This is a genomic window from Martinezella sp. CNPSo 3795 (genome assembly GCF_057784475.1).
This window is the reverse complement of record NZ_JBXSOQ010000008.1, coordinates 67,158-91,818: the sequence shown is the minus strand read 5'-3', so window position 1 is coordinate 91,818 and position 24,661 is coordinate 67,158. Positions and strand designations below refer to the sequence as shown.

The following is a 24,661-nucleotide window of genomic DNA, read 5'->3' as shown; positions in this document are numbered from 1 at the left end:
GGCTGAAGTCGCAATCGATCCCTTAAACCGGTTCAGGCTTGGGGGATCTTGTGCTATGTTTCAGCCATGAGCTTTTTCTACTACCGATGTGACTGGATCCATCCGGAAAGCGAGGAGCCAGTCATCGTTTATTATGAAGTCGATGTCGCCGGCGATGTTCCGCGACTGATCGACGTGTTCGCGGACGGCCGCCGGCATTGTATGTCGGTTGCCGACTATGCTGCATTGGGCCGTGAGAGGCCGCGAGTCACCAGCCTTGTGGAAGGCTCGTTCTATGACGGCATCGCCGGCCTGGTGGATGGCCTCTTCTTCGAGGAAGGACAGGATCGCATCAGCATGACGCAGATTGCCGCCGACCGGTTCGAGGTCGAATGGCAGGCTCATCGCCTGCCCACGCCGGACAAGCTGCATTAGGACGCAATTCCAGACGAAAAACCGCTCTGCACTTTTCCTGGAATTGCTCTAAGCAGCAGCCGGCTGCAGGCCCTTCAGTTTCGCCGGTATCTCGCCGCCATAGGCCCAATCCAGCAATTCCACCGTATGCAGGATGGGAATGCCGGTTCCGGTGGCGATCTGGGTGATGCAGCCGATGTTGCCCGTTGCGATGATATCGGCTTTCGTCGCCTCGATGTTCCTGACCTTGCGCGCTTTCAGCTCGGCCGAAATTTCCGGCTGCATGATGTTGTAGGTGCCGGCCGAGCCGCAACAAAGATGTCCCTCCGCCGGGTCGCGCACCGTGAAGCCGGCCGCCTTCAAAAGCAGCTTCGGCGCCATTGTGATCTTCTGCCCATGCTGCATGGAGCAGGCGGAATGATAGGCGACCGCGATGCCGCGCGGCATATGTGACGGAAGGTCGAGACTTGCGAGATATTCCGTGACGTCCTTGGCAAGCGCCGAGACCCTTGCCGCCTTGTCGGCATAGGCCGGATCGAGGCGCAGCATATGACCATAATCCTTAATCGTCGTGCCGCAACCTGAAGCGGTGACGATGATGGCATCAAGTCCTCCGGCCTCGATCTCGCGCAGCCACACATCGACATTGGCGCGGGCGGCGGCGAGCGCCTGTTCCTCGCGGCCCATGTGATGAACCAGCGAACCGCAGCACGCTTCCCCCTCCGGCACGACGACCTCGACACCGAGGCGCGTCAGCAGGCGGATGGTGGCCGCGTTGATTTCGGGATCGAGCACCGGCTGGGCGCAGCCCGTCAGGATCGCCACGCGACCGCGCCGCTCCGCTTGCGGCTCGTAGCGGGCGGGCTTGGCAAAGGCAGATGGCGCTGGGATGCTGCGCGGCGCAAGATCGAGCATGGCAGCGAAAGCCTTCAATGCTGGAACGCGCTTCAACAGCCCCTTGAACGGTCGGCCAAAGTTCGCAAGCTGCAGGGCCAGCCGGAAGCGGCGGGGATAGGGCAAAACAGCGGCCAGCACATTGCGGGTCAGCCGGTCCATCAGCGGACGTTTGTAGGTATTCTCGACATGGACGCGCGCGTGGTCGATCAGGCGCATGTAATCGACACCGGAAGGACAGGTCGTGGTGCAGGCAAGGCAGGAAAGGCAGCGGTCGATATGTGTCACCACTTCGGCATCGGCTGGCCGGCCGTTTTCCAGCATATCCTTGATGAGATAGATGCGGCCGCGCGGGCTGTCGAGCTCATTGCCGAGCGTCACGTAGGTCGGACAGGTGGCGGTGCAGAAGCCGCAATGGACGCATTTGCGCAGGATCGCCTCGGATTCGGCCACATGCGGATCGGCAAGCTGTTCGGGCGTGAAATTGGTTTGCATCAGCCGAGCCCTCGATTCTTGCCTACCAGAACAAAGGCGCCCATCATATCCCGTCGAGCCCCCTCATCCGCGCTGTCGGGCACCTTCTCCCCAGGGGGAGAAGGAGGAATCCATCTTCCTCCTCCCCTGCCGGAAAGAAAATCGTGGAATCGCGGCAAACAAGGTCATTCCCTCTCCGCCGCAGGGAGAGGGCTAGGGTGAGGGGGTAACCAGCCAAAGACTCCATCCGCATCACCCCATCTTCCCCGGATTGAAAATCCCGGCCGGATCAAATTTTTCCTTCACGCGCACAGACAGCAGCGCCACCGCTTCGGGCTGCGGCTGGAAAGCCGCTGTCGTCGCGCGGTGGGCCGGGGTGGCGCGCATCAAGGTGGCATGCCCACCGCCTAAAGCATGAATGTAGCGCCTGAGCATATCGCCTTCGGGTTCTGCTTCCATGCGCATCCAGACAAGACCACCCTGCCAGTCATAATAGGCATCCACGCCTTCTTCCAGACGAAGTGCCGCGACGAGCTGGTGGCCGATGCTGGGTGCCACGGACACACGCCAAACGGGGCGCGTCGTGCCATCCGCATAGGGCTTTACATCGCGGATCTCGCGCCAGAGCCTGCGGCTGTCATCTTCTGCAAGGCGCTTCACCGACCCGAGCCGGGCCATCGCGGCGGTAAGCTTTTCGCCGCGGACCGAGACGGAGCCCGGAAGCCCCTCAATGCGCAGCACAGTCGCCTCCCCTTGCGGCAGCTTGCCGTCGAGAAAGAACCAGGCGACGGTCAGCGGCAGATGGGCGGCGCCCGATACCTCGAGCGGCAGAGCCATGGCCGCAGCCATGGCATTGGCGGCTTCCGCATCGTTGAGGCCGGAGACGACGATCGTTTCCTCCGTCTTCGGCTTTGGCGGCACGCGGAACGTTACTTCGGTCAGAAGGCCGAGCGTACCGTGCGAGCCGGCCATCAGCTTGACCAGATCGAGGCCGGTGACATTCTTCATCACCCTCCCCCCGGCCTTGACGATTTCACCCCTGCCATTGACGAAGCGGACGCCGAGCAGGCTGTCGCGCGCGGCACCGCTGACGAAACGGCGCGGCCCGGAGACATTGGCCGCGAAGATGCCGCCGATCGTCGGCTCACCTTCAGTCGCCATCAGCGGCCTATGATCCATGGGCTCGAAGGCCATCATCTGGCCGGCCTCGGCAAGAGCGGCCTCGATCTCCGCGGCCGGGGTGCCGGCGCGAGCCGTCATCACCATCTCACCTGGATTGTAGGCGACAATACCGGTCAGGTCACTTGACGAGAGCACCGCTTCGGACGCGACCGCATTGCCGAAGCCGGATCGCGTGTTGCCGCCGACGACTGCAAGAGCCGCAGCGCGCGCGGCATGATCACTGATGATGGAGGCCGCTTCCTCCTCAGTCCTGGGGTGAAATTCCGTCATGCGGCATTGCGTCCATCGAGGGGGAAGACCTTGGATGGGTTGAGGATCCAGCCCGGGTCGAAAGCGGCGCGGACCGACATCATCTGGGCAAGATCGACATCGGCATATTGATGACGCATCAGGTCGCGCTTCTCGATGCCCACACCATGCTCGCCGGTGAGGCAACCGCCGGCATCGACGCAGAGCCGCAGGATATCGTTGCCGGCCGCTTCCGCCCTGGCTGCCTCATCGGGGTCATTGGCATTGAAGAGGATCAGTGGATGCATATTGCCATCGCCTGCGTGGAAAACATTGGCGACGCGCAAGCCATAGCGATCGACGATCTCCGTCGTCTTCTGCAGGACATAGGAGAGCTGGCTGAGCGGCACGGTGCCGTCCATGCAGATATAGTCGGCAATGCGGCCAGTGGCACCGAAGGCGGATTTCCGGCCTTTCCAGATCAGCGCCGCCTCGGTCGCCGACTGGCATTCGCGCACGGTCTTGACCTTGTGGGTGCGGGCAATGGCGACGATGCTAGTCAGCATATCGTCCATTTCGGCTTCCGAGCCTTCAACCTCGACGATCAGCAGGGCCCCTACATCAAGGGGATAGCCGGCTTTGGCAAAGGCTTCACAGATCTCGATCGCCGGCTTGTCCATGAATTCAATGGCAACAGGGATGATCCCGGCGGCAATCACATCGGCCACACAGGCGCCGGCCTCCTCGGAACTGTCGAAGCCGAAGAGCACCGGCCGGGCGCCTTCTGGCTTGGCGATGAGCCGCACCGTCGCCTCTGTGACAATGCCGAGCTGGCCTTCGGAGCCGCAGACAAGGCCGAGCAGATCGTAGCCCGCCGCATCCAGCGCCTTGCCGCCGAGATCGATGACGGTGCCGTCGGTCAACACCAGCTTGACGCCGAGCAGATTGTTCGTCGTGACACCGTATTTCAAGCAGTGGGCGCCGCCGGAATTCATGCCGATATTGCCGCCGATGGTGCAGGCGAGCTGCGAACTCGGATCGGGCGCATAGAAGAAGCCGTCAGCCGAAACGCTTTCGGAGACGTGCAGGTTCGTCACCCCCGCCTGCACGGTCGCAGTGCGGTTGGCATAATCGATATCGAGGATGCGGTTCATCTTGGAGAGGCCGAGAACGACGGCATCCTCCTGCGGGATGGCGCCGCCGGAGAGCGATGTGCCGGCACCGCGCGGCACGACGGGAATGCCGTAGCGGTGACAATATTTCATGACGGCCGCCACTTCCGCCGTCGAGCGTGGCAAGGCGACGGCGAGCGGCAGGCGGCGATAGGACACGAAGGCATCAGTTTCGAAGGGCACGAGTTCGCGCTGCTCGTGGATCAGGCATTCCGGCGCGAGAAGATCCGCGAGGTCTGCAACGATCGCGCTGCGCCGCGCCAGAACATCCGCACGCGGCTCCAGAAATGAAATGGCCTCGGCCATGCGGTCCTCCTTCTGCATCCCATTACGGACGCAGCCCCTTTTAGCGCATTACAGGCTTAGCGCTTTCCCAAGTTTGGAGCAAATGATAAGCACTTATTCCAAAACAGGAAATAATTCTGCATGACCAATTTAGGGGATCTCGAAATCTTCGCCAGCGTAGTTGCGACCGGCAGCATGTCCCTGACAGGCCGCGCACTCGGCTTTTCGCCGGCCGTCATTTCCAAGCGGATCAAGCGCCTTGAAGACAGGCTCGGCACGCGGCTTCTGCAGCGTACCACGCGGCAGATTTCGCTGACGGAAGCGGGTCAGGGGTTCTACGATCGGGTGCTTGCCATTCTTGCCGGGCTGGAAGAAGCGGAAGCCTATATTGCCGGGCGCTCTTCGCAGATGCACGGCACCCTGAAAATCTCCGCTCCGACATCTTTCGGCCGGCTGCATATCGCGCCACATCTGAAATCCTTCATGCAGGCCCATCCCGAACTGGCGCTCAATCTGGTGCTCAGCGACGAATTCGTCGATATCGTCGGCGGCGGCTTCGATCTTGCCATCCGCATTGCCGAGCTCACGGATTCCAGTCTCGTCGCGCGCAGGCTCGCGCCGGTGCGTCGTGTGCTCTGCGCCTCCCCTGCCTATATCGACGCCCATGGCATGCCCGAGGATATCGACGATCTGCGCCGGCATATCTGCCTACCTGCGCACAATCTCGATCCGTGGCGGCTGGAGGGACCGAAAGGCAGCCTGATCTTCCGCCCCGAGGGCAGGCTCATCACCAATTCCAGCGAGGTCGTGCGCGAAGCCGTCATCGCCGGCCTCGGCATTGCGCTGCGTTCCACCTGGGATATCGGGCCGGAATTGCGGGACGGCCGCCTCGTTCAGGTGCTGCCAGCCTATGAAGGCTCGCACAATGTGACGCTATCAGCCGTTTACCCCAGCCGGCAGTTCCTGCCGGCGAAAGTGCGCGTCTTCATCGACTTTCTGGCGGAACTTTACGGCCCTGTTCCCTATTGGGAGCGATGAGAACCCTTATAGGATCGAGGAGACCGTCATGTCCGCGCCCGAGACCATCCGTTCCGATCTTGATCTCAACTCGAAGACGCGCCTCACCGTGATGCTTGGCGATATCACCAAGCTTTCGGTCGATGCCATCGTCAATGCGGCCAATAGCAGCCTGCTCGGCGGCGGTGGCGTGGACGGGGCGATCCATCGCGCCGCCGGGCCGGATCTCCTGGCGGAATGCCGGACACTGAATGGTTGCAAGACCGGCCAGGCAAAGATGACCGGCGGATATCGTCTGCCTGCAACGCATGTGATCCATACTGTCGGCCCCGTCTGGAATGGCGGAAACCATGGCGAAGAGGAGCTGCTTGCCGACTGCTATCGCAACAGTCTCAACCTTGCCCGGCAACACGATCTGAAGACCATCGCCTTTCCTGCCATTTCCACCGGCGTCTATCGCTTTCCCGCCGAGCCGGCAGCGGGAATCGCGATCCGTGCTACCCTTGCCGAAAGCGAGGATGGCGCGTTCGATGAGATCATCTTCTGCTGCTTCGGCGACGAAATGGCGGCACTCTACGAACGATTGCTGCCGCAGGCGCTGTCCGGAACCTGATGCCTATCGCGCCAGGTCGAGATAGGCGGAGGCGACTAGGGCATCGATGTCAGTGGGAACGGGGATGACGCAGGCTTCCTTGCCAAGGCTGCCCTTGGCGACCCTCTCCAGGCATCGCGCCTGCAGGGCAAAGCCGAGATCCATGGATTCGACGGTATTCCCCAGCGGACGCGGGCCGGCCAGATTGGCCATGTGGCCGCCGCCGAGAATGTGGAAGGCACGGCCATCTCGCATGCGGACGGTCTCGATCTGCTCAGCTTCGTACTGATCGACGCCGGCGACATCGGGACTGTCGCGGAAGCCTTCGACATCAATCTCATGCGGGAAGTGGCCGCCGTTCATCAAGATCGCGCCATCCTTGATCAAGGGCAGATCGGCAACCGTGATGATGCCTGGATAGCCTGTCACAGTGATCAGGATATCGGCAGAGCGGATCGCCGATTCACGTAGCGGCGTCGTGAAGCCGTCGAGATGTGCTTCAAGCGTCGTGACCGGATCGATATCGACAACGCTGACGGTGGAGAATGCATTGCGGAAGCATGTAGCGGTGCCCTTGCCACAGGCACCGTAACCAAAGACGGTCACATGTTTGCCATTGGTGGAGCGGTTGGTGAAGCGCAGATAGCTCTCGAAGAGGCTTTGCCCGACAGCATGCCGGTTTTCGGCGAACTGCTTGATCGGGCTGTCGTTGATAATGAGGATCGGCATGTTGAGCTTGTCGCGCATCGGCATCAGCCGGGTGCGGCCGGATGTGGTTTCCTCGGTGCCGCCAAGCAGATTAGCATAGGGCCTGTCGGCCGCGCGGGCGAAGAGATCGCCGCCATTGTCGAGCAGCAGGTCCGGCTTTTCCGCCAGGATCGCGTCGAGACTCGCACCATGCTCCTCAGCGTCGCGGGTCTGTGTCGCAAAGACCTTGATGCCCTGAGCGCGCAGATAGTCCACCGTTTCCGGCTGGGTGCTGTTGAGATTGCCGGTGCAGACGAGATCCGCGCCGCCGGCACGCAGCGTCATCAGCAGCGCAACGGTCTTCGGCTCGAGGTGAATGCCGGTGCCGATTGTGAGGCCGGCAAAGGGTTTTGTGTCACGAAATTCCGCTGTTGTGGCCGCCAGCAGACGGCAGCTGCGCGCCACCCAGTCGATACGCGAAAGAGAAGAAGGCTGATCCATGATGCGCTCCTGCCGGTTGGTTCGATGCCGCGATCTGGCATGATCCCGAAGGAGGTGTCGATGGACATTGCACTGCGTTGCATGGCAGAAAATCTGCCATATGAATGCGTCTCTCTTTGATGTTGTGCTAAGCTGGTTCGGCCCCCGCCTTGCTTAGCCAATCCGCCAATCGCACCAACGCCGGGTCCTTCACATCGCTGCTGCGAAGGCTGAGGCTATAGCCCGCCGGCCTACGGATGAAGCCGAATGGCGCGACCAAAGTACCGCGATCGAAATCCTCGCCAATGGCGGTGCGCGGGGCGATGGCGACCCCGAGACCCGAGCGGGCGGCGCCGAGCGCAAGCAGCAGGTCTTCAAATTCGCGACTGCCGGCAAAGCGGATGGGGGCGTGACCGCTTTCGGCAAACCAATCCTCCCACAGGCTCGGGGCGGAACGGCTTGCAAGGGCAACAGCTCCGGCAAGTGCCGGAACACCGTTGGCAAGTCCGAGGCGATCGGCGACATCGGGCGTTGCGATGGGACCGAACTCATCCTCCATGAAGCGGATAGCGGTGATATCGCGCATCGGCCGGTATTCGCCGCCCATGATGACCGCTTCCAGGTCGGGGCGCTTGGCAAGCGGCTCGACTGTCGCCATCGGCACGATGTCGATATCGATATCCTGAAGTACCGTCTGAAGCGCGGCGACGCGCGGCATCAGCCACCAGACGGCAAAAGCCGAGGGAACGCCGAGTCGAATCGACCGCGGTTCGCCAACGGAAAGTTCGGCGGAGGCCCGCGTGAGGATGCCAAAGGCGACACCAACGGAATCGGCGAATGCCCTGCCCTTCGCCGTCAACACCAGCCTGCCATTCTCCCGGTCGAACAGGGGTACGCCAAAATGTGCCTCCAGCAGGTTCAGCTGTTGCCTGATAGCCCCGCGCACGACGCCAAGCTCATCGGCCGCCTTCAGGATGCTGCCGCAGCGCGCAACCGCATCGAAGGCACGCAGCGCGTTCAAGGGCGGCAGGCGTCGAGGCGGGATGCGTTCGGACATAATAAGTTTTTTCTTTCTTTCCAAAACGATAGCAGCCACATCCATACGATTGCGCCATCTGCGGCACGAAAATGCTGTTGAATGTCGCTTTCAGCACAATCGCTGGCGAATATCAGAAGACAAATCTTTGCATTTTTCTCTACGCAACACTCAATAATTTTGTGGGGAAATACCATATAGCCTTATATGGAGCGCAAAATTTTTCCGCACCGTGATAATATAGATTCCAGCCTTCACTCCAACTCTCAAAGGTGAACCGACAATTGGCCTTTCTCAGCCGCATAGCAAATGATGTGCAACTCATGTTTCGGCGTCCGCCGCGACAGCAATATGCTGCGCTTTGTTATCGGGTGAAAAAGAAAACCGGTCATCTTGAGATTTTGTTGCTGACCAGCCGCGACACCGGTCGCTGGGTCATCCCCAAGGGATGGCCTATGCCCGGCAAGCTCTCCCATGAAGTTGCTGCTCGCGAAGCCTATGAAGAGGCAGGCGTGCGCGGCGTGGTGGAAACTGAGCCGCTCGGCTCGTTCGGCTACGACAAGGTGCTCAAGGACGGCATCCAGGTGCCATGCCGCGTGCAGGTCTACGCTCTCGAAGTCAACGAACTCGTCAAGAACTTCAAGGAAAAGGGCGAGCGCTCCATGGAGTGGGTCTCCTGCGAGGAAGCAGCCGAACGCGTTCGCGAACCGGAACTGCACGATCTCATTCTCGCCTTCGCCCGCCGGATGCCGGCCGCTCCGGTGGTTTCGCAGGCCGAGTAAGCCACATTACTCACAAAAAACTGTGCCAGTATGCTTGGTGGATATTGCGCGCCTTATCGGTCAGCGCAATAGGAGAGTTTTGATTCAGAGAATCGCATGCCCGACCGACCGGCCACACCTGTAAAAAGGACGCTCGACAAGGACCTCGACAAATTCACCTATGTCGAGGACGCGACGCATCACGTCACGAGGCGTCTGGTGGCGCCGGGTATCGGCCTAATCTTCCTCGGTCTCGCCATGGTCTTCGCCGGCATCTACGTTTTCAACCAGCCGCGCGCGACGCTGATCTTTGCCGCCGTAGCCCTTGCCGGCTACATGGCCATGAACATCGGCGCGAAAGACGTCGCCAACAATGTCGGTGCGGCGGTCGGTGCGCGCGCGATCACCATGACGCAGGCCCTCGTCATGGCCGCCATCTTCGAGATCCTCGGCGCGACGATTGCCGGCGGCCCAGTCATCAATACGATCTCGACGCATATCGTCGATACCAATCGCATCGTCAGCATCGGCAAACTTGCCTGGCTGATGATGGCGGCCCTGCTTGCCGCAGCACTCTGGATCAATTTCGCCACCTGGCTGAAAGCGCCGGTTTCGACGACACATACGATCGTCGGCGCCGTCGTGGGTGCAGGCTTTGCCGCTGTCGGCCCGGAACTCGTGAACTGGAACACGCTGGCGGCCATCTCGGCCGGCTGGGTGATAACACCCTTTCTCGGCGGCACCATCGCGGCCAGCATCCTCTACTTCATCGAGACCTTCATCATCTATCGCGACGACAAGATTGCCGCCGCCAGATATTGGATTCCGATCCTGATCGGACTGATGGCCGGCGCCTTCTCGGGCTATCTCGTGGTCCAGCTCGAACCCAAAGGTACGATACCCAATATCCTCAATCTTGCGATCGGCCTCAGTGTCGGCATCATCGCGTGGCTCGGCGCATGGCCGCTTGTGGCGGCGCAATCGGCGGGATTGGAAAACAAGAACAGCTCGTTGCGCAAGCTTTTCCGCCTGCCGTTGATCTGCTCTGCAGCCCTGATGTCCTTCGCGCATGGCGCCAACGACGTCGCCAACGCCATCGGCCCGCTCGCTGCGATCGTTCGCGATGTCGGGCTTGGCGGCTCGCTCACCGTGCTGGCCGAGACAAGCACGCAGAAGGCGCCCTTCTGGGTCGTCATGATCGGCGGCTGCGGCATCTCCGTTGGCGTTCTGCTCTATGGGCCGCGGCTCATCCGTCTGCTTGGCGAACAGATCACCAAGCTCAATCCGATGCGTGCCTATTGCGTCGCCGTGTCTGCGGCCCTCACCGTCATCGTCGCCGCCTGGTTCGGTTTCCCCGTGAGTTCGACCCACATTACCGTTGGCGCGGTCTTCGGCGTCGGCTTCTTTCGCGAGTGGTCCACCGTCCGTTCCAAGCGGCGATTTGACTATATGCGTAAAAAGGCCGAGGCGGCGGGCATACCCTGGAGCGAGCCGGAAGCCACCGATGAGCGCAATCCCGATGAGGTTCATCGCCGCCGGCTCGTGCGCCGCTCGCATTTCATGACCATCATCGCCGCCTGGGCGATCACCGTGCCGGTCGCTGCCCTGCTTGCCGCCGCCGTATATTGGGTTATGGTCGCGCTCTTCATTTAGAGCGGTTCGGCTTCTCGCCGGATCTTCGAGCCGCTCCATCTCAGTGTTCCAGTTAATTCCGGGGGTAATCCATGCGCGCCAATTTCCGCATGCAGCGGCTGTACGTGACGGCAGACATCAAGGCTGGTACCGCCATCGAGGTTGACCAGGATCAGTTCAACTATCTCGCCAACGTGCTGCGCATGGAGGATGGTGCTGAACTTCTTGTCTTCAACGGCCGCGACGGAGAGTGGAAAGTCCGTGTCTCCTTCCCCACCCGCAAGCGCATCCTGCTGACGCCGGTCGAGGAGACACGCCCGCAGCCGGCCCCCTCCGACCTGCACTACCTTTTCGCGCCTCTGAAAGTCGGGCGATTGGATTATCTCGTGCAGAAGGCGGTCGAAATGGGCGCCGGCCTCTTGCAGCCGGTGATGACACAGCATGTGCAAGGCAAGATCACCAACCTCGACAAGGTCAGGGCCAATGTCATCGAGGCGGCAGAGCAGTGCGGCATCCTCGGCATTCCCGACGTAGCCGAACCTGTGAAGCTTGCCGATCTGCTCGCCCGCTGGCCGCGCGAGCGCCGCATCATCTATTGCGACGAGGGCGATGCCGGCCAAAATCCGCTGCCGCTTTTGACGCGGGTAAAGGAGAAGCATCTGGCGCTGCTGGTCGGCCCCGAAGGCGGTTTTTCCGAAGAAGAGCGCTCCCTCTTGCGCAGCCTCGATTTCGTCACCGCCATTCCGCTTGGCCCGCGTATCCTGCGTGCCGATACGGCGGCTGTTGCGGCCATGGCGGTGATCCAGGCCGCGATCGGCGACTGGAACTGAGACGTCACTCCAGTATAGCAGCGACGGTTGCAACGATCAGCAGGATTGCCAGCGAGATGTTGACGATCCGCGAGATCTTCGGATCTTGAAGGAAACGGGATAGTGAAGCACCAACGAGAAGCCAGGCCATATGGATGGCGACGATCATGGCTGTGAGCAGCGCGATCTTGGCGGCGGCGTCGAGCAGCCTCTGATCCTGAAACAGGCTGACACCGGCAAAGACGGCTGCGATCGCGAGATAGGCCTTGGGATTGGCGACGGCCAGCAGGAACCCACCGGAAAAGGCAGGCGCCGCGATCTGATCGTCGCGGCGAGACAGCGGCGGCGCGGTGGCGATCTTGAAGGCGAGATAAAGGATATAGAGCGCCGAGACCACAGTCAGCAGGAGGGCACCATGCGGCACCGACAGCAGGACGGCAACGACGCCAGCCGCTACCGCGAGCAGAACAGCCACGGTGCCCGCAATAAGGCCGGAGACGTAACCGAGCGACCGTCGGAAGCCGTAGGCCGCTCCCATCGCCGTCGCGCTGATGGTCGAGGGACCGGGACTTCCCATGATGACGAGCGAAGCCAGAAGCAGCGTCAGTATAGGATAGTAAAGGTCGTTCGGACCGTTCATCGATATGCTCCGCCTGATGTCAGTGGAAGCAAAGCTATCGGCGTGACTAGCGGGATGTCTTGAACGCTTGTGCAAATATGCCGGTGGCTGACACGGCTGTGATGCAGTTGCGAGACATAAAATCCTATTTTTTTGAACGACCCTTGAAAGAAATTCACTTGCACCGTACCTCAATCCGCGTCAATCACCCTCCTATTGACCTGCGGCTTGCGCGGGTTCTTCTCCGAGATCTAAGGTAATACCATGGCGCGCGATACTACCGACCAGACTCCGCTCTCCTCGGTCTCGGAAATGACGGCCTATCTGGCCGCAGGCTGCAAACCGCAGGAGAAATTTCGCATCGGCACCGAGCACGAGAAATTCGTGTTCTTCCGCGCCGACAACAGCCCTGTGCCCTATTTCGGCGAGGCCAGCATTTCCGCGCTCCTCACGGGGCTGCAGAAGAAGAGCGGCTGGGATCCCATCATGGACGGTGACAACATCATCGGGCTCGGTGAACCCTCGGGCATGGGCGCCATCTCGATCGAGCCGGGCGGGCAGTTCGAACTCTCCGGCGCGCCGCTCGAAACCATTCACCAAACCTGTAAAGAATCGAATGCCCATCTCGCGACGGTGCGCGAAATTGCCGAGCCGATGGGCATCCGCTTCCTCGGCATCGGCGGCAGCCCGAAATGGACGCTCGCCGAAACGCCGCGCATGCCGAAATCGCGTTATGAGATCATGACCCGCTACATGCCGAAGGTCGGCACCATGGGTCTCGACATGATGTACCGCACCTGCACCATCCAGGTGAACCTCGACTTTTCGTCGGAAGCCGACATGCGCCGCAAGATGCGCGTGTCGATGAAACTGCAGTCGCTGGCAACGGCGCTCTTCGCCTCCTCCCCTTTCACCGATGGCAAGCCAAACGGGCTTTCCTCCTGGCGCGGCGAAATATGGAAAGATACAGACAACCGCCGCGGCGGCCTGCTCGATTTCACCTTCAGGGATGATTTCGGCTTCGAAGACTATGTGAAGTGGGCGCTCGATGTGCCTATGTATTTCGTCGTTCGCGACGGCCGCTATCACGACTGTACGCACGTCACCTTCCGCCAGTTCATGGACGGTGCGCTGAAGGGTGAGATCGCCGATTGGGAGCCGACGATGGGCGACTGGACGAACCATCTCTCGACGCTGTTCCCCGATGTCCGCCTCAAGCGCTTCCTTGAGATGCGCGGCGCGGACGGCGGCCCCTGGCGCCGCATCTGTGCGCTGCCGGCCTTCTGGGTCGGCCTGCTCTATGACGACGAGGCACTGACAGCCGCCGACGAGCTGACCAAGGACTGGAACTTCCAAGAGGTCAATGCGCTGCGGAACGTCGTACCGGCACAGGGCCTGAAGGCGGCGATCAAGGGCCATGGCCTCCTCGAAATCGCTCGCGAAGTGGTCGGCATTTCCCGTCTCGGGCTGAAGAACCGCAATCGCTTGAATGGCGACGGGCAGGATGAAACCGTCTTCCTCGCACCGCTCGACGAAGTGCTCGCCAAGAAGGGCACGCTCGCCGACGATCTCTTGATGCTCTACAACGGCCGCTGGAACCAGTCGGTCGAGCCGATCTTCGAGGAATATCAGTACTGATAGGCGCTTATCTGCCGTCGCTGCCCGGCGACCCCACGGCAGAAACCGGTATGCGCCCTCCCTTTTCCGCTATACTATCGGAATCAAGCGCCGCCTGATTCCGAAGCGGCCTCCTAGAGCCGGATGATTTTAGGTCTGTTCGACCTAAAATCTGAATCCGCTCTAGAATCAAAGAAATAGAGCGTGATGTCATCCGAAAACCGCCTACACTTTTCGGCATCACGCTCTAGCGGGGAAAGGGACTTCGATGCTGCCACTCTTCGACATGATGATGCAGGCACAGAATGGCGCCGCCACGGACGCCATGGCCAAGCAGTTCAATCTGGCGCAGGAGCAGGCGACGAAGGCCATGGCCGCTCTGATGCCGGCCTTTTCCTCCGGCTTCAAGCGCAGCGCCACCGATCCCTATAATTTCGTCGGCGTGATGAGGGATATCTCGTCCGGCAATTATGCCAAATATTTCGAGGACATGACCAAGGCCTTTACGCCCGAGGGCATTGCCGACGGCAATGCCGTGCTCGGACGGCTGTTCGGCTCGAAGGAGGTTTCCCGCGCGGTCGCTGCCCAGGCCGCACAGATGACCGGCATCGGCCAGGAGATTTACAAGCGCATGCTGCCGGCCATGGCGGATACGCTGATGGGCGGTCTCTTCAAGGAAACCAGCGGCCAGATCCCGCAGATGGCCAATCCCTTCCTCAACACCGATATGGGCGAGATGATGCAGGGCTGGCTGCAGAGCATCGGCTTTGCGCCCAAGCAGCAGCCGACGCCGCAGGCGAGCATCTTCGACAATCCTTTCACCCAGGCAATGGAGCTGATGTTCGGCGCCGATTCGGTCAAGCGCGAGAAGCCGGCGCCGACCAATCCTTTCCTCGACAATCCCTTCGCCAAGGCGTTTCAGGACATGATGAAGAACTTCCCGATGCCGTCAGAGCCGCCGAAGGAAGAGCCGAAGGCCAAGCCCGCCGTCGGCGTCGACATGGCGGCCTATACCGAGATGTTCAACGCCATGTTCGACAGCGGCCTCGAAGTGCAGAAGACCTATCAGAAAAACATGGAAGCGATCTTCGACAGCTATTTGAAGAGCGAGGACAAGCCTGCTCCGAAACAGAAGTGATGCTTGGCTACTCGCTTTCGATTCCTGCTCACTGTTCACAATTCCGCACAGCCCGTACGCATTGCGCCCGGTTATCATACACTGCGACTGAGCCTATTTCTGTTTTCATCTTGAAAAGGAGATAGCCATGTCCAGCATCGATCAATCCGGAAGCTTCATCCTCGGCAACCTCAAGGTCAAACGGCTCGGCTACGGCGCCATGCAGCTTGCAGGCCCCGGCGTCTTCGGGCCGCCGAAGGACCACGAGACGGCACTCGCGGTTCTGCGCGAAGCCATCGCCTCCGGCGTCGACCATATCGATACCAGCGATTTCTACGGTCCGCATGTGACCAACCGGCTGATCCGGGAAGCGCTCCATCCCTATCGAGACGATCTCGTCATCGTCACAAAAATCGGCGCACGGCGCGGCACGGATGCCTCCTGGCTCCCGGCCTTCTCCGCCGATGAGCTGAAGCAGGCGGTGCACGATAATCTAAGCAATCTGGGGCTGGATGTACTCGACGTCGTCAATCTCCGCGTCATGATCAACCCGCATCATCCGACAGAGGGCTCCATCGAGGCGCCGCTGACCGCCCTTGCCGAGCTCAAGCGGCAGGGTCTGGTGCGCCATATCGGGCTCAGCAACGTCACGCGCAACCAGATCGCAGAGGGTCGCAAGATCACCGAGATCGTCTGCGTCCAGAACCTCTACAATCTGGCGCAGCGTACGGATGACGCGCTGGTTGATGAGCTTGAGCGCGACGGGATCGCCTATGTGCCCTTCTTCCCGCTCGGCGGCTTCACGCCGCTGCAGTCCTCAGCGCTTTCCGATGTCGCTGCCCGGCTGAACGCGACGCCCATGCAGGTGGCTCTTGCCTGGCTGCTGCAGCGTGCCCCCAATATCCTGCTCATTCCCGGTACGTCGTCGCTTACGCATCTCAAGCAGAATATCGCGGCTGCGGAACTCAAGCTGCCGGAGGATGCGATTGCCGAACTCGATCGCATCGCCAGCACCAGCCACGCCTGACGCCCCTTCACCGATCCGAGGGGAATCGAGCAGGCAACTCGAGCCGCCTCTCTATGCCGATATTGTCGAGAAACACCTCATCGTGGCTGACGACCAGAAGCGAGCCGTCATAGGCCCGCAGCCCGGCCTCGACCGCCGCGATCGAATCGATATCGAGATGGTTGGTCGGTTCGTCGAGGATCAACAGCGATGGCGGCACCGTGCCGCCGAGCACGCAGGCAAGCCCGGCGCGCAGAAGCTGGCCGCCGCTCAGACTGGAGGCGGTCTGCAACGCGGCATTAGCCCGGAACATGAAGCGCGCCAGGGCAGCCCGGCAGGCATTTTCATCCGCATCAGGGTTGATCCTGCGGAAATTGTCGCGGATCGAAATCGATGGATCGAGAAGGCTGACCCTTTGGTCCAGTAAAGCGGAATGGACGACCCGCACCGTGCCGCTCCAGGGTTTTAGCGCGCCGGAGACCAGCGCCAGCAGTGTCGTCTTGCCCGAGCCGTTCGGCCCGGTGACGGCAACGCGTTCCGGCCCCGTCATGATGAAATTGAAGTCGCGCAGGATTGGCCGCTCTGGCTCGTAGCCAGCAGTGACGCCTTCCATCTTGAGGACGATCCTGTTTGCTGGCAATCCTGATGTCGGCAGCTTCACGGTCAGCGGCTGTAGAACCTCTATCTTCTCGCGGGCGGCAGCGGCATCCTGCAGAGCCTGGGCGCGGCGGCGTTCGGCGAGCCGCGTATTCTCCGCGCTTGTCATTTCAGCCCGCTCCTTCAAGCCGCCGAGCATGATGCGCGGAATACCGCCCTTGGCCGCCATCTTCCGGCCCGCCTTGTCTCGCCGTGCCTGCCGTTCGACGGCCGCTTGGGCGCTTCTTTCTACTTCGGCTACACGCTTCTCTGCCTCGGTAAAATCATGTTCGGCGGCGGAAAGCTCCAGCGCCTTGCGTTCGCGATACTGCGTCCAGTTGCCGCCATAACGGGAGGCGCCGAGCGATGTCAGTTCGACAATCGCATCCATGATGTCGAGCAACTCGCGATCGTGGCTGATGACGATGGCACCTGCCCTCCAGCCCGCAAGCAGATCGATGACAGCTGCGCGGCCGTCGCGATCGAGATTGTTTGTGGGTTCGTCGAGGATCAGGAAATCAGGATCGTCGACGATAAGGGCAGCAAGACCGCAACGGGTGCGCTGTCCCCCCGACAGGGTCGCGAGAGGCGTTTCCGGGACGACGTCCAGCCCGACACGATCAAGAGCCGCGGCGATGCGTGACTCGAGAGTCCAGTCAGCCAATGCGAGTTCATCATTGGTCGCCTCGCCGGCTTCCGCCCGCTTCAGGACAGCAAGGGCTTCGCTTGCACCGAAGAGATCGGCGACGGTTTCGTCCGCCTCCACCTGCACGCTCTGGCGCAGGATTCCCAATCGGCCGTTGAACGAGATGCTGCCGGATTGCGGCTGCAGCTCGCCGGAGATCAGCTTGGTCAGCGTCGTCTTGCCGACGCCGTTGCGTCCGACAAGGCCGGTGCGCTCGGCGCCGAAGCTCAGATCGAGATGGGAAAGAAGCGGCCGGCCGTCAGGCGTGGACCACGAGAGATTGGATAGAACGATGGATATGGGCATGAGCAAGAATGTCCTCGATGGCAAGGCTGAACGGCATTGCGGTCGAGATGGAATCCATTGCTGCACACATCCTGTTGGTATCAACTATGCTCATAAATTAGGCGAGCGGCATCATCAGTTCAAGTCCTACGAGTGAAGATGCAGGCATTTCACGTATTGGCATCGATGGCGCCAAGGAAGTCGATGACACGCTTCCAGGTGAGATCGGCGGCCTGGGCGTTATAATCCGGCAGGCTGGCATCGGTGTATAGGTGGCCGCCGCCCGGATACCGAAAGATTTCTGCCGCGATGCCGGACTTGGTGACGCCTTGCCGCCAGGTGGCAACGTCTTCCTCCGGTTCGAACGGATCGGGATCTGCCAGATGAAGCTGCAGGGGCAGACCCTTGCGGGCATTTTCGGCGATGGAGGCAATGCCATGCAGGAACAGGATGCCGGCGGTCTTTTCCCGCTTCGGCCAGAGGCTGGCGGCGACGGCGGCGCCCATCGAAAAGCCCGCCAGCACGGTCGAGGCCGGCAGACCGGCCAACGCCCATTCGGCGCGCTCGCAGATCGTTGCCCAGCCGATCTCGTCCTTGAATTCGAACCCTTCTTCGATCGATCGGGCGATCAGGCCGTCATAGAGATCCGGCGCGAAAGCCTTGTGGCCTGCCGCCTGCACACGCTCGACCGCCTCATGCTCGAGCGAGCGCAGACCATAGACGGAGTGGAAGAAGATCACGGTTGCCATCGTTGCTTCCCTATTGTTCGGATCTGGTCGTTAGATAAGACGGTTGCCGCCGTAGGCAACTTGCCCGCGCATCATCTATGACAGAAACCGGTCTTCAGAAAGAAAAAACCCGGTGTTGGCCCTTGGGCCGAACACCGGGAAAGAGGCAGGGCTTATTGGCTATCACCCTGCGGGGAAACTATTGTCCGCCATCAGCCTCTTAAGCTGCTGGAGGCAGAGAGGCGCGTGCAGCGACGCGCGGAATTGGTGAGATGGCCGGACGGATCCCCGAAGAAGGTCGAGGTGGTCAGCGCAGCGTTCAGATCCTGCCTGGTGAGGCCGATATCGTGCAGCTGACTGTCGTTCAGCTCATTCAGATATTCGATTTCCTTGCCATTTCGGATTGCGCGCCAGATCGATGCGACATTGCTCAAAGCAAGCATACCCCGTGCCGTCAGCGACAGCGATGGCGTTGCTAGGCCGAGGTCAAGGGTCCGATCTGTCGTGCGCATTTCCGTATTCCTTTTCTTTGGGCACACGCGAGCCCAGCCCCTTTTCGGCGATCCGGAAAAGGGGTGTAGGCCGGGAGGAGTTCGACAGGTGTTTCTGTTCGATTGGTATGCTGAATTACATTCAGAAGATGCCAAAGGCCTATTGATCAGTCCAACGAATGTTTCTAATGATAACTATCAAACTCCTTTATAGGTGAGCCCATGTCCGCGCCGCTTGATATCGATCAGTTGCAGACCTTCATCGCAATCGTGGATTCCGGAAGCTTCACCAAGGCGGCCGACCGCGTGTTCAAGACGCAATCGGCCGTCTCCATGCAGATGCGGCGACTGGAAGAGCGCGTCGGCAAGCAGCTTTTCATCAAGGACGGCCGCGGCAACCGCCTGACGGCGGAAGGCGACAAGCTGCTGAACTATGCCCGCCGCATCATTCGCCTGAACAACGAAGCCATCGCCGCTTTCGATGACAACCGTCTCGAAGGCACGCTGCGCATCGGCACACCGGACGATTATGCCGACCGCTACATGCCCGAAATCATCGGCCGCTTCGCCAAGACGCATCCGAATGTCGAGCTCTACATCGTCTGCGAACCCTCGGTCGACCTTGCCGAGCGCATGCATCGCGGCGAGCTCGATATCGCGCTCGTCACCCACAATCCGCGCGAACGCATGTCGGACGTCGTTCGAACGGAACCGCTCTGCTGGGTCGGCTCGGCCAACCATCCGCTGCGCGACGATGCGCCCATTCCGCTCGCCGTCGGCCGTCGTGATTGTCAGTGGCGCCAGCTCGCCTGCTCGGCGCTTGATGCCGGCGGCCGCGACTATCAGATCCTGTTCACCAGCTGGTCCTGCACTGTCGTTGCCGCGGCCGTGCTGGCCGGCATGGCGGTTTCGGTCATGCCGGAATCGGCGCTCAGGACCGGCATGAAGGTACTGACCCAAGCCGATGGCTTCCCACCGCTGCCGCCGGTGCAGATCGGCATCATGAAGCGGGCCGGCCTTTCCGTATCGCTGATGAACGCCATCACAGCGCATATCTCGGCCTGCCTCGACAACATCACGCCGGCTGCGGTGGATGACGATCTTGATGGCGAGGTGAAAACCTACACGCGCTTCTATCCGCGACTGCGCGCCGGGCACATTCTACCGGGCTGGTGAGCTCGAAGCGCACCAGCCTGTTACTTTCGAGTGGTTACTGCTCCGGCTCCGCCAGCAGGGTGGCGCGGATCACCTGCTTCCATTCGTGCAACATGCGCTTTGCCATCTCGTCGTCGCTCATGATGGCAAAACGGACGGATGCGCCGATCAGATGGCTGAACAGCTGCGTGCGCGCCTCGAGGTCGATGCGGCTTTCAGCCGGCAGAAAAGGCCGAATGCTGTCCAGGAAAATTTCGGCGACACGATTGCTGTGTTGAATGTTGAGCTGAAGGATATCCCTGTCGATGTCCGTACCTAGCCAGACGCCGAGATAGGCGGGATCGCTGCGAAACTCGTGATAATACCAATCGATCATGGTGCAGACGAGCTCGATGGCGTGATCGAGCGATGTCACGAAGGCAAAAGCCTCTCCCACCTTTAGCCTGATGCGGCTGGAATGCCGTTCGAGCAAGGCACGGACGATCGCCGCCTTGTCCGGAAAATACTGATAGACGGAGCCGATCGGGATCGCGGCAACCGCAGCCAGCTCGGTCATCTTCATTGCGCTCACCCCCTTCTCGGCGATCAGCGCGGCCGCGACCGACAGAATGGCATCGACACGCTGGATGCTTCGCTCCTGCTGTGGCCTCTTTCGGAACGTAATGCGGTCGGGACTATCCGGATTCATGCTCTTCCCGTTTCATTCTCACACTGAACGGCGCTCAAGCGCGCAGACGCTATGACACCAGACGCGTTCAATGCGCGTAAACGGGAAAAGCTCAATTTTAATCATCACTTAGGAGCCGTAATCAGACTCCGGAAAACGAGGCCGAAACATGGTTTCGCCCTCGTAACCAACCGATCGCCGACACGTCGACATCGGCGATTTGTGTCGTTCTAGGACACGTATTTCTTCAAGAATTCCACCGTCCTTCCCCAGGCGAGATCGGCTGCCTTCTTGTCGTAACGGGCGGCCGACGTGTCATTGTTGAAAGCATGATTGACGCCTTCATAGACGAAGATTTCGAAGGTCTTACCGCCTGCCTGCAGCTCCTTGCGATAGGCATCGATACCGGCGTTGATACGATCGTCGAGGCCGGCATAGTGTAGCAATAGGGCCGCCTTGATTTTCGGAACCTCGCCCGCAGGCGGCTGCGCGCCGTAATAGGCAACGCCTGCCTTCAGCTCCGGCGAGATGGTCGCAAAACGGTTGACTAGGCCACCACCCCAGCAGAAGCCGACGGCACCGACCTTGCCGTTGGCGCCATCCGTCTTTGCGAGGTAAGTCAGGCTCGCTTCGGCATTGGCGGCCGTCAATGCCGGATCGAGATTGGTGAACATGTCGCGTGCCTTGTCCTCATCCTCGGGCGTGCCGCCGAGCGGAGACAAGAAATCCGGCGCCAGCGCCACGAAACCTTCCAGCGCCACGCGGCGGGCGACATCGCGGATATGCGGGTTGAGGCCTCGGTTCTCGTGGATGACGATGACACCACCGAGCTTGTCGGCCGCATCTTTCGGGCGGGCGAGATACCCCTTCATCTCGCCCTTGCTGCCGGCAAAGGTCACGTCCTTCGTGTCCAGCCTGCTATCGTCGGCGGCAATGATCTCGGCACTCGCCTTGTTGGCGGCAAGCAGCGGCGCGATGGCGGCGGCGGCCCCGGCCGAGCCTGCGAGCTTGGTCAGCTTTTCCATGAAACCCCGACGATCGAGCGTCAGATGCGTGTATTCGTCATAGGCGTTGATCATCGCCTGCGTCACAACCGGCTTTTCCGTGCTCATGATCCTGTTCTCCCTGTTTCCCCGGCAGCAGGCAACAAACGACCGGCCACCCGCTGACAAGATAGGTCAGCGGATCTCACCGCAATGGGAAAGGAAAAACACAAACGCGTTACCGCAGGTTGCGGCTGCGGTCGTCATCCTGCATCAGGAGAAGGTGAGCCAGATGCCGAGCCAGCCCCACATGCAGACCAGGGCTGCAAAACCAAGGGCGAAGAGCGGACTGCGATAGCGCAGATCGTTGCTGGTCACATGCACGAAGGCATGAGCGTAGCGTGCCGCGACAAAAATCCAGGCGAGGATCACGGCCGCCAGATTATCGGCCTGTGTGGTGTAGAGTACGATGCAGCAGGCATGGAAGAGCAAGGGAAGTTCGAACTGATTGGCGAGGCTGTTTCGCACTACCAAGCTTTCCGCTGGCTCATCGGCTGCATGATTTTCGCGGAATTGCTCTGGCTGAATGCGGCCGGCCTTCACCAGCACACGGCGGCGCCATCCCAGGAGCGCATAGAGGATGAAAACCAGTACCGCATGCGCCACCATGGGCCAGAACATTTCATAGCCTGTCACGCGGCCAACTCCTTTGGAACTTCCGAAAGCTATACAGTAGATCTGAAATGCTGCAGCGACCTTTGCGCGTCGCATATGACGCGCGGCACTGTAGTCGATCAGGACGGTTTGGAACTGTCGCGCGATAGGTAGCGAAAAATCGCAAAACGGACCAGCAGAATCACTGTCACAACCAGCGTCAGAAATTTCAGCCTGATGATGATGGGCAGGAGGGTCGCAAGCAGCGATACCGTGGCATCGGAGGGCATTGCCGGCGGATAGAGCATCAGGCCGGCGATATTCTCGGCATAATCGACAAGCGTATAAAAGATCGGCAGGCAGAAAATGACCGTGGTCCCACCCGGTGGGATCGGCCGGCCGAAGAAAAAACCGCCGGGGCCGACCAGCCGCATCAGGCAAAACAGCAACCCGCCCAGCACCAGCGGGAAGATCAGCTCCGGCCCGAGATACATAGAATGCAGGATCGCGGCCGGATCGGGATGCTCCTTGAGATAGCGCAGCATGGCGATGACATCTTCGCTCTCATAGCCGCCGATGCGCACATCGAGCATCGACTGGCCGGCGGCGGCATCGCTGAATGCTCTTGCGAAGCCGGCATAGATCCAGGCGAAGAGTGCCAGCGAAAGAGCCGCAAGGATCGCCGCCAGGCCCTGTAAGGACCTGGCGTTGCCCGAAGCGCGATCTGCCATCAATCAGCCGCCTGCGCCCGGATAGTTCGGGCTTTCGCGGGTGATCGTGACGTCATGGGCATGGCTTTCGCGCAGGCCCGCGCCGGAGATGCGCACGAAGGTCGCGCGCTCCTGGAAATCCTTGAGGTCGGCACCGCCGACATAGCCCATGGCCGCTTTGAGGCCGCCTGCGAGCTGATGCAGCACGCCGGAGACAGGCCCCTTATAGGGAACCTGGCCTTCGATGCCTTCCGGCACGAGCTTCAACGTGTCGCGGACCTCGGCCTGGAAGTAGCGGTCGGCCGAGCCGCGCGCCATGGCGCCGACGGAGCCCATGCCGCGATAGGCCTTGAAGGAGCGGCCCTGGTAGAGATAAACCTCGCCCGGGCTTTCATCCGTACCGGCAAGCAGCGAGCCGATCATCGCTGCGGAAGCGCCGGCGGCGATCGCCTTTGCCAGGTCGCCGGAGAACTTGATGCCGCCATCGGCGATGACGGGAATGTTCTGAGCCTGCGCAGCCTCGACCGCCGACATGATGGCTGCGAGCTGCGGCACACCAACACCAGCGACGATACGGGTCGTGCAGATGGAGCCGGGGCCGATACCGACCTTGACGGCGTCAGCGCCGGCATCGATCAACGCCCGCGTGCCGTCATAGGTGGCGACATTGCCGGCCATGATGCGGACGGAGTTGGACAGCTTCTTGACGCGGGTGACGGCATCGAGAACGCGCTGCGAGTGACCATGGGCGGTATCGACGACCAGAAAGTCGACGCCAGCCTCAATCAGGCGTTCGGCACGTTCGAAACCGTCATCGCCGACGCTGATGGCGGCGGCAGCGCGCAGGCGGCCCTGAGCATCCTTCGAAGCGTTCGGGTTCAGCTGCGACTTCTCGATATCCTTGACGGTGATCAAACCGACCAGACGGCTGTCAGCGTCAACGACAAGCAGCTTTTCGATGCGGTGCTTGTGCAGCAGGCGCTTGGCTTCCTGTTGCTGGACGCTTTCTGCGACCGTGACCAGATTTTCGCGGGTCATCAGCTCGAAGATCTTCTGGGAGGGGTCGGAGGCGAAGCGGACGTCGCGATTGGTGAGGATGCCGACGAGGCGGTGCGACTTTTCGACGACCGGGATTCCGGAAATGCCGTGGGCCTTCATCAGAGCAAGCGCTTCGGCAAGCGTGGCGTCGGGGCCGATGGTGACCGGATTGACCACCATGCCGCTTTCGAACTTCTTGACCTGGCGGACCTCTTCGGCCTGCTGCACCGGTGTCAGATTGCGGTGGATAACACCCATGCCGCCGGCTTGGGCCATGGCGATCGCAAGACGGCTTTCCGTGACCGTATCCATGGCGGCGGAGAGGATCGGCAGGTTGAGCTCGATGTCCTGGGCGATGCGGGTGGCGATATTCGTCTGGCCCGGCATGACCTCCGAGTGTCCCGGCTGCAGGAGCACGTCGTCGAATGTGAGGGCATCCAACCCGGTTGACGTTTCAATAATGCGTGCCATGGCCAATTCCTTCGTCTGTGAAAAACAGGAAAGCCCGGAACGAATCGTCTACCGGGCGATCTTGCAAGTGTTGCTTGGAAGTTGGCGAGGGCTGGTAACACGTTCATGACAGGAAGGGAATAGCAAAAAGCGAGGGGCAGATATGCTAAGCCTTGGC

Annotated in this window: 25 protein-coding genes; 11 read left to right on the top strand and 14 right to left on the bottom strand. The window is 60.9% G+C overall.

Features of this window, described 5'->3' with window-relative positions:
• Window positions 1-66 precede the first annotated feature (66 nt).
• On the top strand, window positions 67-414 hold the full coding sequence (locus AC13QY_RS21440; RefSeq protein ID WP_113353826.1) for a DUF6881 domain-containing protein: 348 nt from the start codon (window positions 67-69) through the stop codon (window positions 412-414).
• Between the two features lie 48 nt (window positions 415-462).
• Here the strand turns inward: AC13QY_RS21440 and glcF are convergent, their stop codons facing one another.
• The 3 genes from glcF to AC13QY_RS21425 all read right to left on the bottom strand — a co-directional run bounded on the left by glcF (window position 463) and on the right by AC13QY_RS21425 (window position 4,649).
• Complete coding sequence (gene glcF, locus AC13QY_RS21435; protein WP_113353825.1) at window positions 463-1,782, bottom strand: glycolate oxidase subunit GlcF; 1,320 nt, start codon at window positions 1,780-1,782, stop codon at window positions 463-465.
• Between the two features lie 231 nt (window positions 1,783-2,013).
• Window positions 2,014-3,213, bottom strand: a complete 1,200-nt coding sequence (locus tag AC13QY_RS21430; protein ID WP_113353823.1) for an FAD-binding protein — start codon at window positions 3,211-3,213, stop codon at window positions 2,014-2,016.
• Window positions 3,210-4,649, bottom strand: a complete 1,440-nt coding sequence (locus AC13QY_RS21425; RefSeq protein WP_113353822.1) for an FAD-linked oxidase C-terminal domain-containing protein — start codon at window positions 4,647-4,649, stop codon at window positions 3,210-3,212. Before AC13QY_RS21425 ends, AC13QY_RS21430 begins: the two co-directional genes overlap by 4 nt.
• 120 nt (window positions 4,650-4,769) lie before the next feature.
• On the opposite strand from AC13QY_RS21425, the gene AC13QY_RS21420 reads away from it, so the two are divergent.
• Both AC13QY_RS21420 and AC13QY_RS21415 read left to right on the top strand, forming a co-directional pair.
• Window positions 4,770-5,666 carry a LysR family transcriptional regulator gene (locus tag AC13QY_RS21420; RefSeq protein WP_112409939.1) on the top strand — a complete coding sequence of 299 codons (897 nt, stop codon included), beginning with the start codon at window positions 4,770-4,772 and terminating at the stop codon, window positions 5,664-5,666.
• Between the two features lie 28 nt (window positions 5,667-5,694).
• Window positions 5,695-6,258 carry an O-acetyl-ADP-ribose deacetylase gene (locus AC13QY_RS21415; protein ID WP_113353821.1) on the top strand — a complete coding sequence of 188 codons (564 nt, stop codon included), beginning with the start codon at window positions 5,695-5,697 and terminating at the stop codon, window positions 6,256-6,258.
• Between the two features lie 3 nt (window positions 6,259-6,261).
• Here AC13QY_RS21415 and AC13QY_RS21410 read toward each other — a convergent pair whose 3' ends face one another.
• Window positions 6,262-7,425 carry an adenosylhomocysteinase gene (locus AC13QY_RS21410; RefSeq protein WP_113353820.1) on the bottom strand — a complete coding sequence of 388 codons (1,164 nt, stop codon included), beginning with the start codon at window positions 7,423-7,425 and terminating at the stop codon, window positions 6,262-6,264.
• Window positions 7,426-7,552: 127 nt separating this feature from the next.
• Window positions 7,553-8,461 (bottom strand): LysR substrate-binding domain-containing protein, encoded by a 909-nt coding sequence (locus AC13QY_RS21405; RefSeq protein ID WP_113390235.1) that lies wholly within the window; start codon window positions 8,459-8,461, stop codon window positions 7,553-7,555.
• A gap of 302 nt (window positions 8,462-8,763) precedes the next feature.
• Here AC13QY_RS21405 and AC13QY_RS21400 point away from each other — a divergent pair, with 302 nt between their 5' ends.
• The 3 genes from AC13QY_RS21400 to AC13QY_RS21390 all read left to right on the top strand — a co-directional run bounded on the left by AC13QY_RS21400 (window position 8,764) and on the right by AC13QY_RS21390 (window position 11,663).
• A complete protein-coding gene (locus tag AC13QY_RS21400; RefSeq protein ID WP_113390236.1) occupies window positions 8,764-9,222 on the top strand; it encodes an NUDIX hydrolase in 459 nt (152 codons plus the stop codon).
• A gap of 96 nt (window positions 9,223-9,318) precedes the next feature.
• Complete coding sequence (locus AC13QY_RS21395) at window positions 9,319-10,854, top strand: inorganic phosphate transporter (protein WP_113353819.1); 1,536 nt, start codon at window positions 9,319-9,321, stop codon at window positions 10,852-10,854.
• A gap of 71 nt (window positions 10,855-10,925) precedes the next feature.
• Complete coding sequence (locus AC13QY_RS21390; protein WP_113353818.1) at window positions 10,926-11,663, top strand: 16S rRNA (uracil(1498)-N(3))-methyltransferase; 738 nt, start codon at window positions 10,926-10,928, stop codon at window positions 11,661-11,663.
• Window positions 11,664-11,667: 4 nt separating this feature from the next.
• Here AC13QY_RS21390 and AC13QY_RS21385 read toward each other — a convergent pair whose 3' ends face one another.
• Entirely contained in the window at window positions 11,668-12,282 is a 615-nt protein-coding gene (locus AC13QY_RS21385) for a LysE family translocator (RefSeq protein ID WP_269244430.1), read from the bottom strand.
• A gap of 243 nt (window positions 12,283-12,525) precedes the next feature.
• Here AC13QY_RS21385 and AC13QY_RS21380 point away from each other — a divergent pair, with 243 nt between their 5' ends.
• From AC13QY_RS21380 to AC13QY_RS21370, 3 genes are all read left to right on the top strand, one after another.
• Complete coding sequence (locus AC13QY_RS21380) at window positions 12,526-13,899, top strand: glutamate--cysteine ligase (RefSeq protein ID WP_269244431.1); 1,374 nt, start codon at window positions 12,526-12,528, stop codon at window positions 13,897-13,899.
• A gap of 247 nt (window positions 13,900-14,146) precedes the next feature.
• The gene (locus AC13QY_RS21375) at window positions 14,147-15,016 is read left to right on the top strand and encodes a DUF937 domain-containing protein (protein ID WP_113395715.1); all 870 of its coding nucleotides are present in this window, start codon (window positions 14,147-14,149) and stop codon (window positions 15,014-15,016) included.
• Window positions 15,017-15,143: 127 nt separating this feature from the next.
• The gene (locus tag AC13QY_RS21370; protein WP_269244432.1) at window positions 15,144-16,022 is read left to right on the top strand and encodes an aldo/keto reductase family oxidoreductase; all 879 of its coding nucleotides are present in this window, start codon (window positions 15,144-15,146) and stop codon (window positions 16,020-16,022) included.
• A 7-nt stretch (window positions 16,023-16,029) separates the two neighbouring features.
• On the opposite strand, the gene AC13QY_RS21365 is transcribed toward AC13QY_RS21370, so the two are convergent.
• A complete protein-coding gene (locus tag AC13QY_RS21365; RefSeq protein WP_488493919.1) occupies window positions 16,030-17,628 on the bottom strand; it encodes an ABC-F family ATP-binding cassette domain-containing protein in 1,599 nt (532 codons plus the stop codon).
• On the opposite strand from AC13QY_RS21365, the gene AC13QY_RS21360 reads away from it, so the two are divergent.
• Window positions 17,627-17,764 (top strand): hypothetical protein, encoded by a 138-nt coding sequence (locus AC13QY_RS21360; RefSeq protein WP_488487098.1) that lies wholly within the window; start codon window positions 17,627-17,629, stop codon window positions 17,762-17,764. The genes AC13QY_RS21365 and AC13QY_RS21360 overlap by 2 nt on opposite strands.
• Window positions 17,765-17,777: 13 nt before the next feature.
• Here the strand turns inward: AC13QY_RS21360 and AC13QY_RS21355 are convergent, their stop codons facing one another.
• Both AC13QY_RS21355 and AC13QY_RS21350 read right to left on the bottom strand, forming a co-directional pair.
• On the bottom strand, window positions 17,778-18,356 hold the full coding sequence (locus AC13QY_RS21355) for a dienelactone hydrolase family protein (RefSeq protein ID WP_145633240.1): 579 nt from the start codon (window positions 18,354-18,356) through the stop codon (window positions 17,778-17,780).
• A gap of 191 nt (window positions 18,357-18,547) precedes the next feature.
• On the bottom strand, window positions 18,548-18,847 hold the full coding sequence (locus AC13QY_RS21350; RefSeq protein WP_488493918.1) for a YjiS-like domain-containing protein: 300 nt from the start codon (window positions 18,845-18,847) through the stop codon (window positions 18,548-18,550).
• Window positions 18,848-19,048: 201 nt separating this feature from the next.
• Between AC13QY_RS21350 and AC13QY_RS21345 the strand changes: the two genes are divergently transcribed.
• A complete protein-coding gene (locus AC13QY_RS21345; RefSeq protein WP_069612360.1) occupies window positions 19,049-20,002 on the top strand; it encodes a LysR substrate-binding domain-containing protein in 954 nt (317 codons plus the stop codon).
• A 34-nt stretch (window positions 20,003-20,036) separates the two neighbouring features.
• Here the strand turns inward: AC13QY_RS21345 and AC13QY_RS21340 are convergent, their stop codons facing one another.
• The 5 genes from AC13QY_RS21340 to guaB all read right to left on the bottom strand — a co-directional run bounded on the left by AC13QY_RS21340 (window position 20,037) and on the right by guaB (window position 24,504).
• Window positions 20,037-20,669 (bottom strand): TetR/AcrR family transcriptional regulator, encoded by a 633-nt coding sequence (locus AC13QY_RS21340; protein WP_145633244.1) that lies wholly within the window; start codon window positions 20,667-20,669, stop codon window positions 20,037-20,039.
• A 209-nt stretch (window positions 20,670-20,878) separates the two neighbouring features.
• On the bottom strand, window positions 20,879-21,760 hold the full coding sequence (locus AC13QY_RS21335; RefSeq protein WP_488487099.1) for a dienelactone hydrolase family protein: 882 nt from the start codon (window positions 21,758-21,760) through the stop codon (window positions 20,879-20,881).
• Between the two features lie 144 nt (window positions 21,761-21,904).
• Entirely contained in the window at window positions 21,905-22,327 is a 423-nt protein-coding gene (locus tag AC13QY_RS21330; protein WP_113353810.1) for an MAPEG family protein, read from the bottom strand.
• Between the two features lie 98 nt (window positions 22,328-22,425).
• A complete protein-coding gene (locus tag AC13QY_RS21325) occupies window positions 22,426-23,016 on the bottom strand; it encodes a hypothetical protein (RefSeq protein WP_113390245.1) in 591 nt (196 codons plus the stop codon).
• Window positions 23,017-23,019: 3 nt separating this feature from the next.
• Window positions 23,020-24,504 carry an IMP dehydrogenase gene (guaB, locus tag AC13QY_RS21320; RefSeq protein WP_488493917.1) on the bottom strand — a complete coding sequence of 495 codons (1,485 nt, stop codon included), beginning with the start codon at window positions 24,502-24,504 and terminating at the stop codon, window positions 23,020-23,022.
• Between the last annotated feature and the right edge of the window lie 157 nt (window positions 24,505-24,661).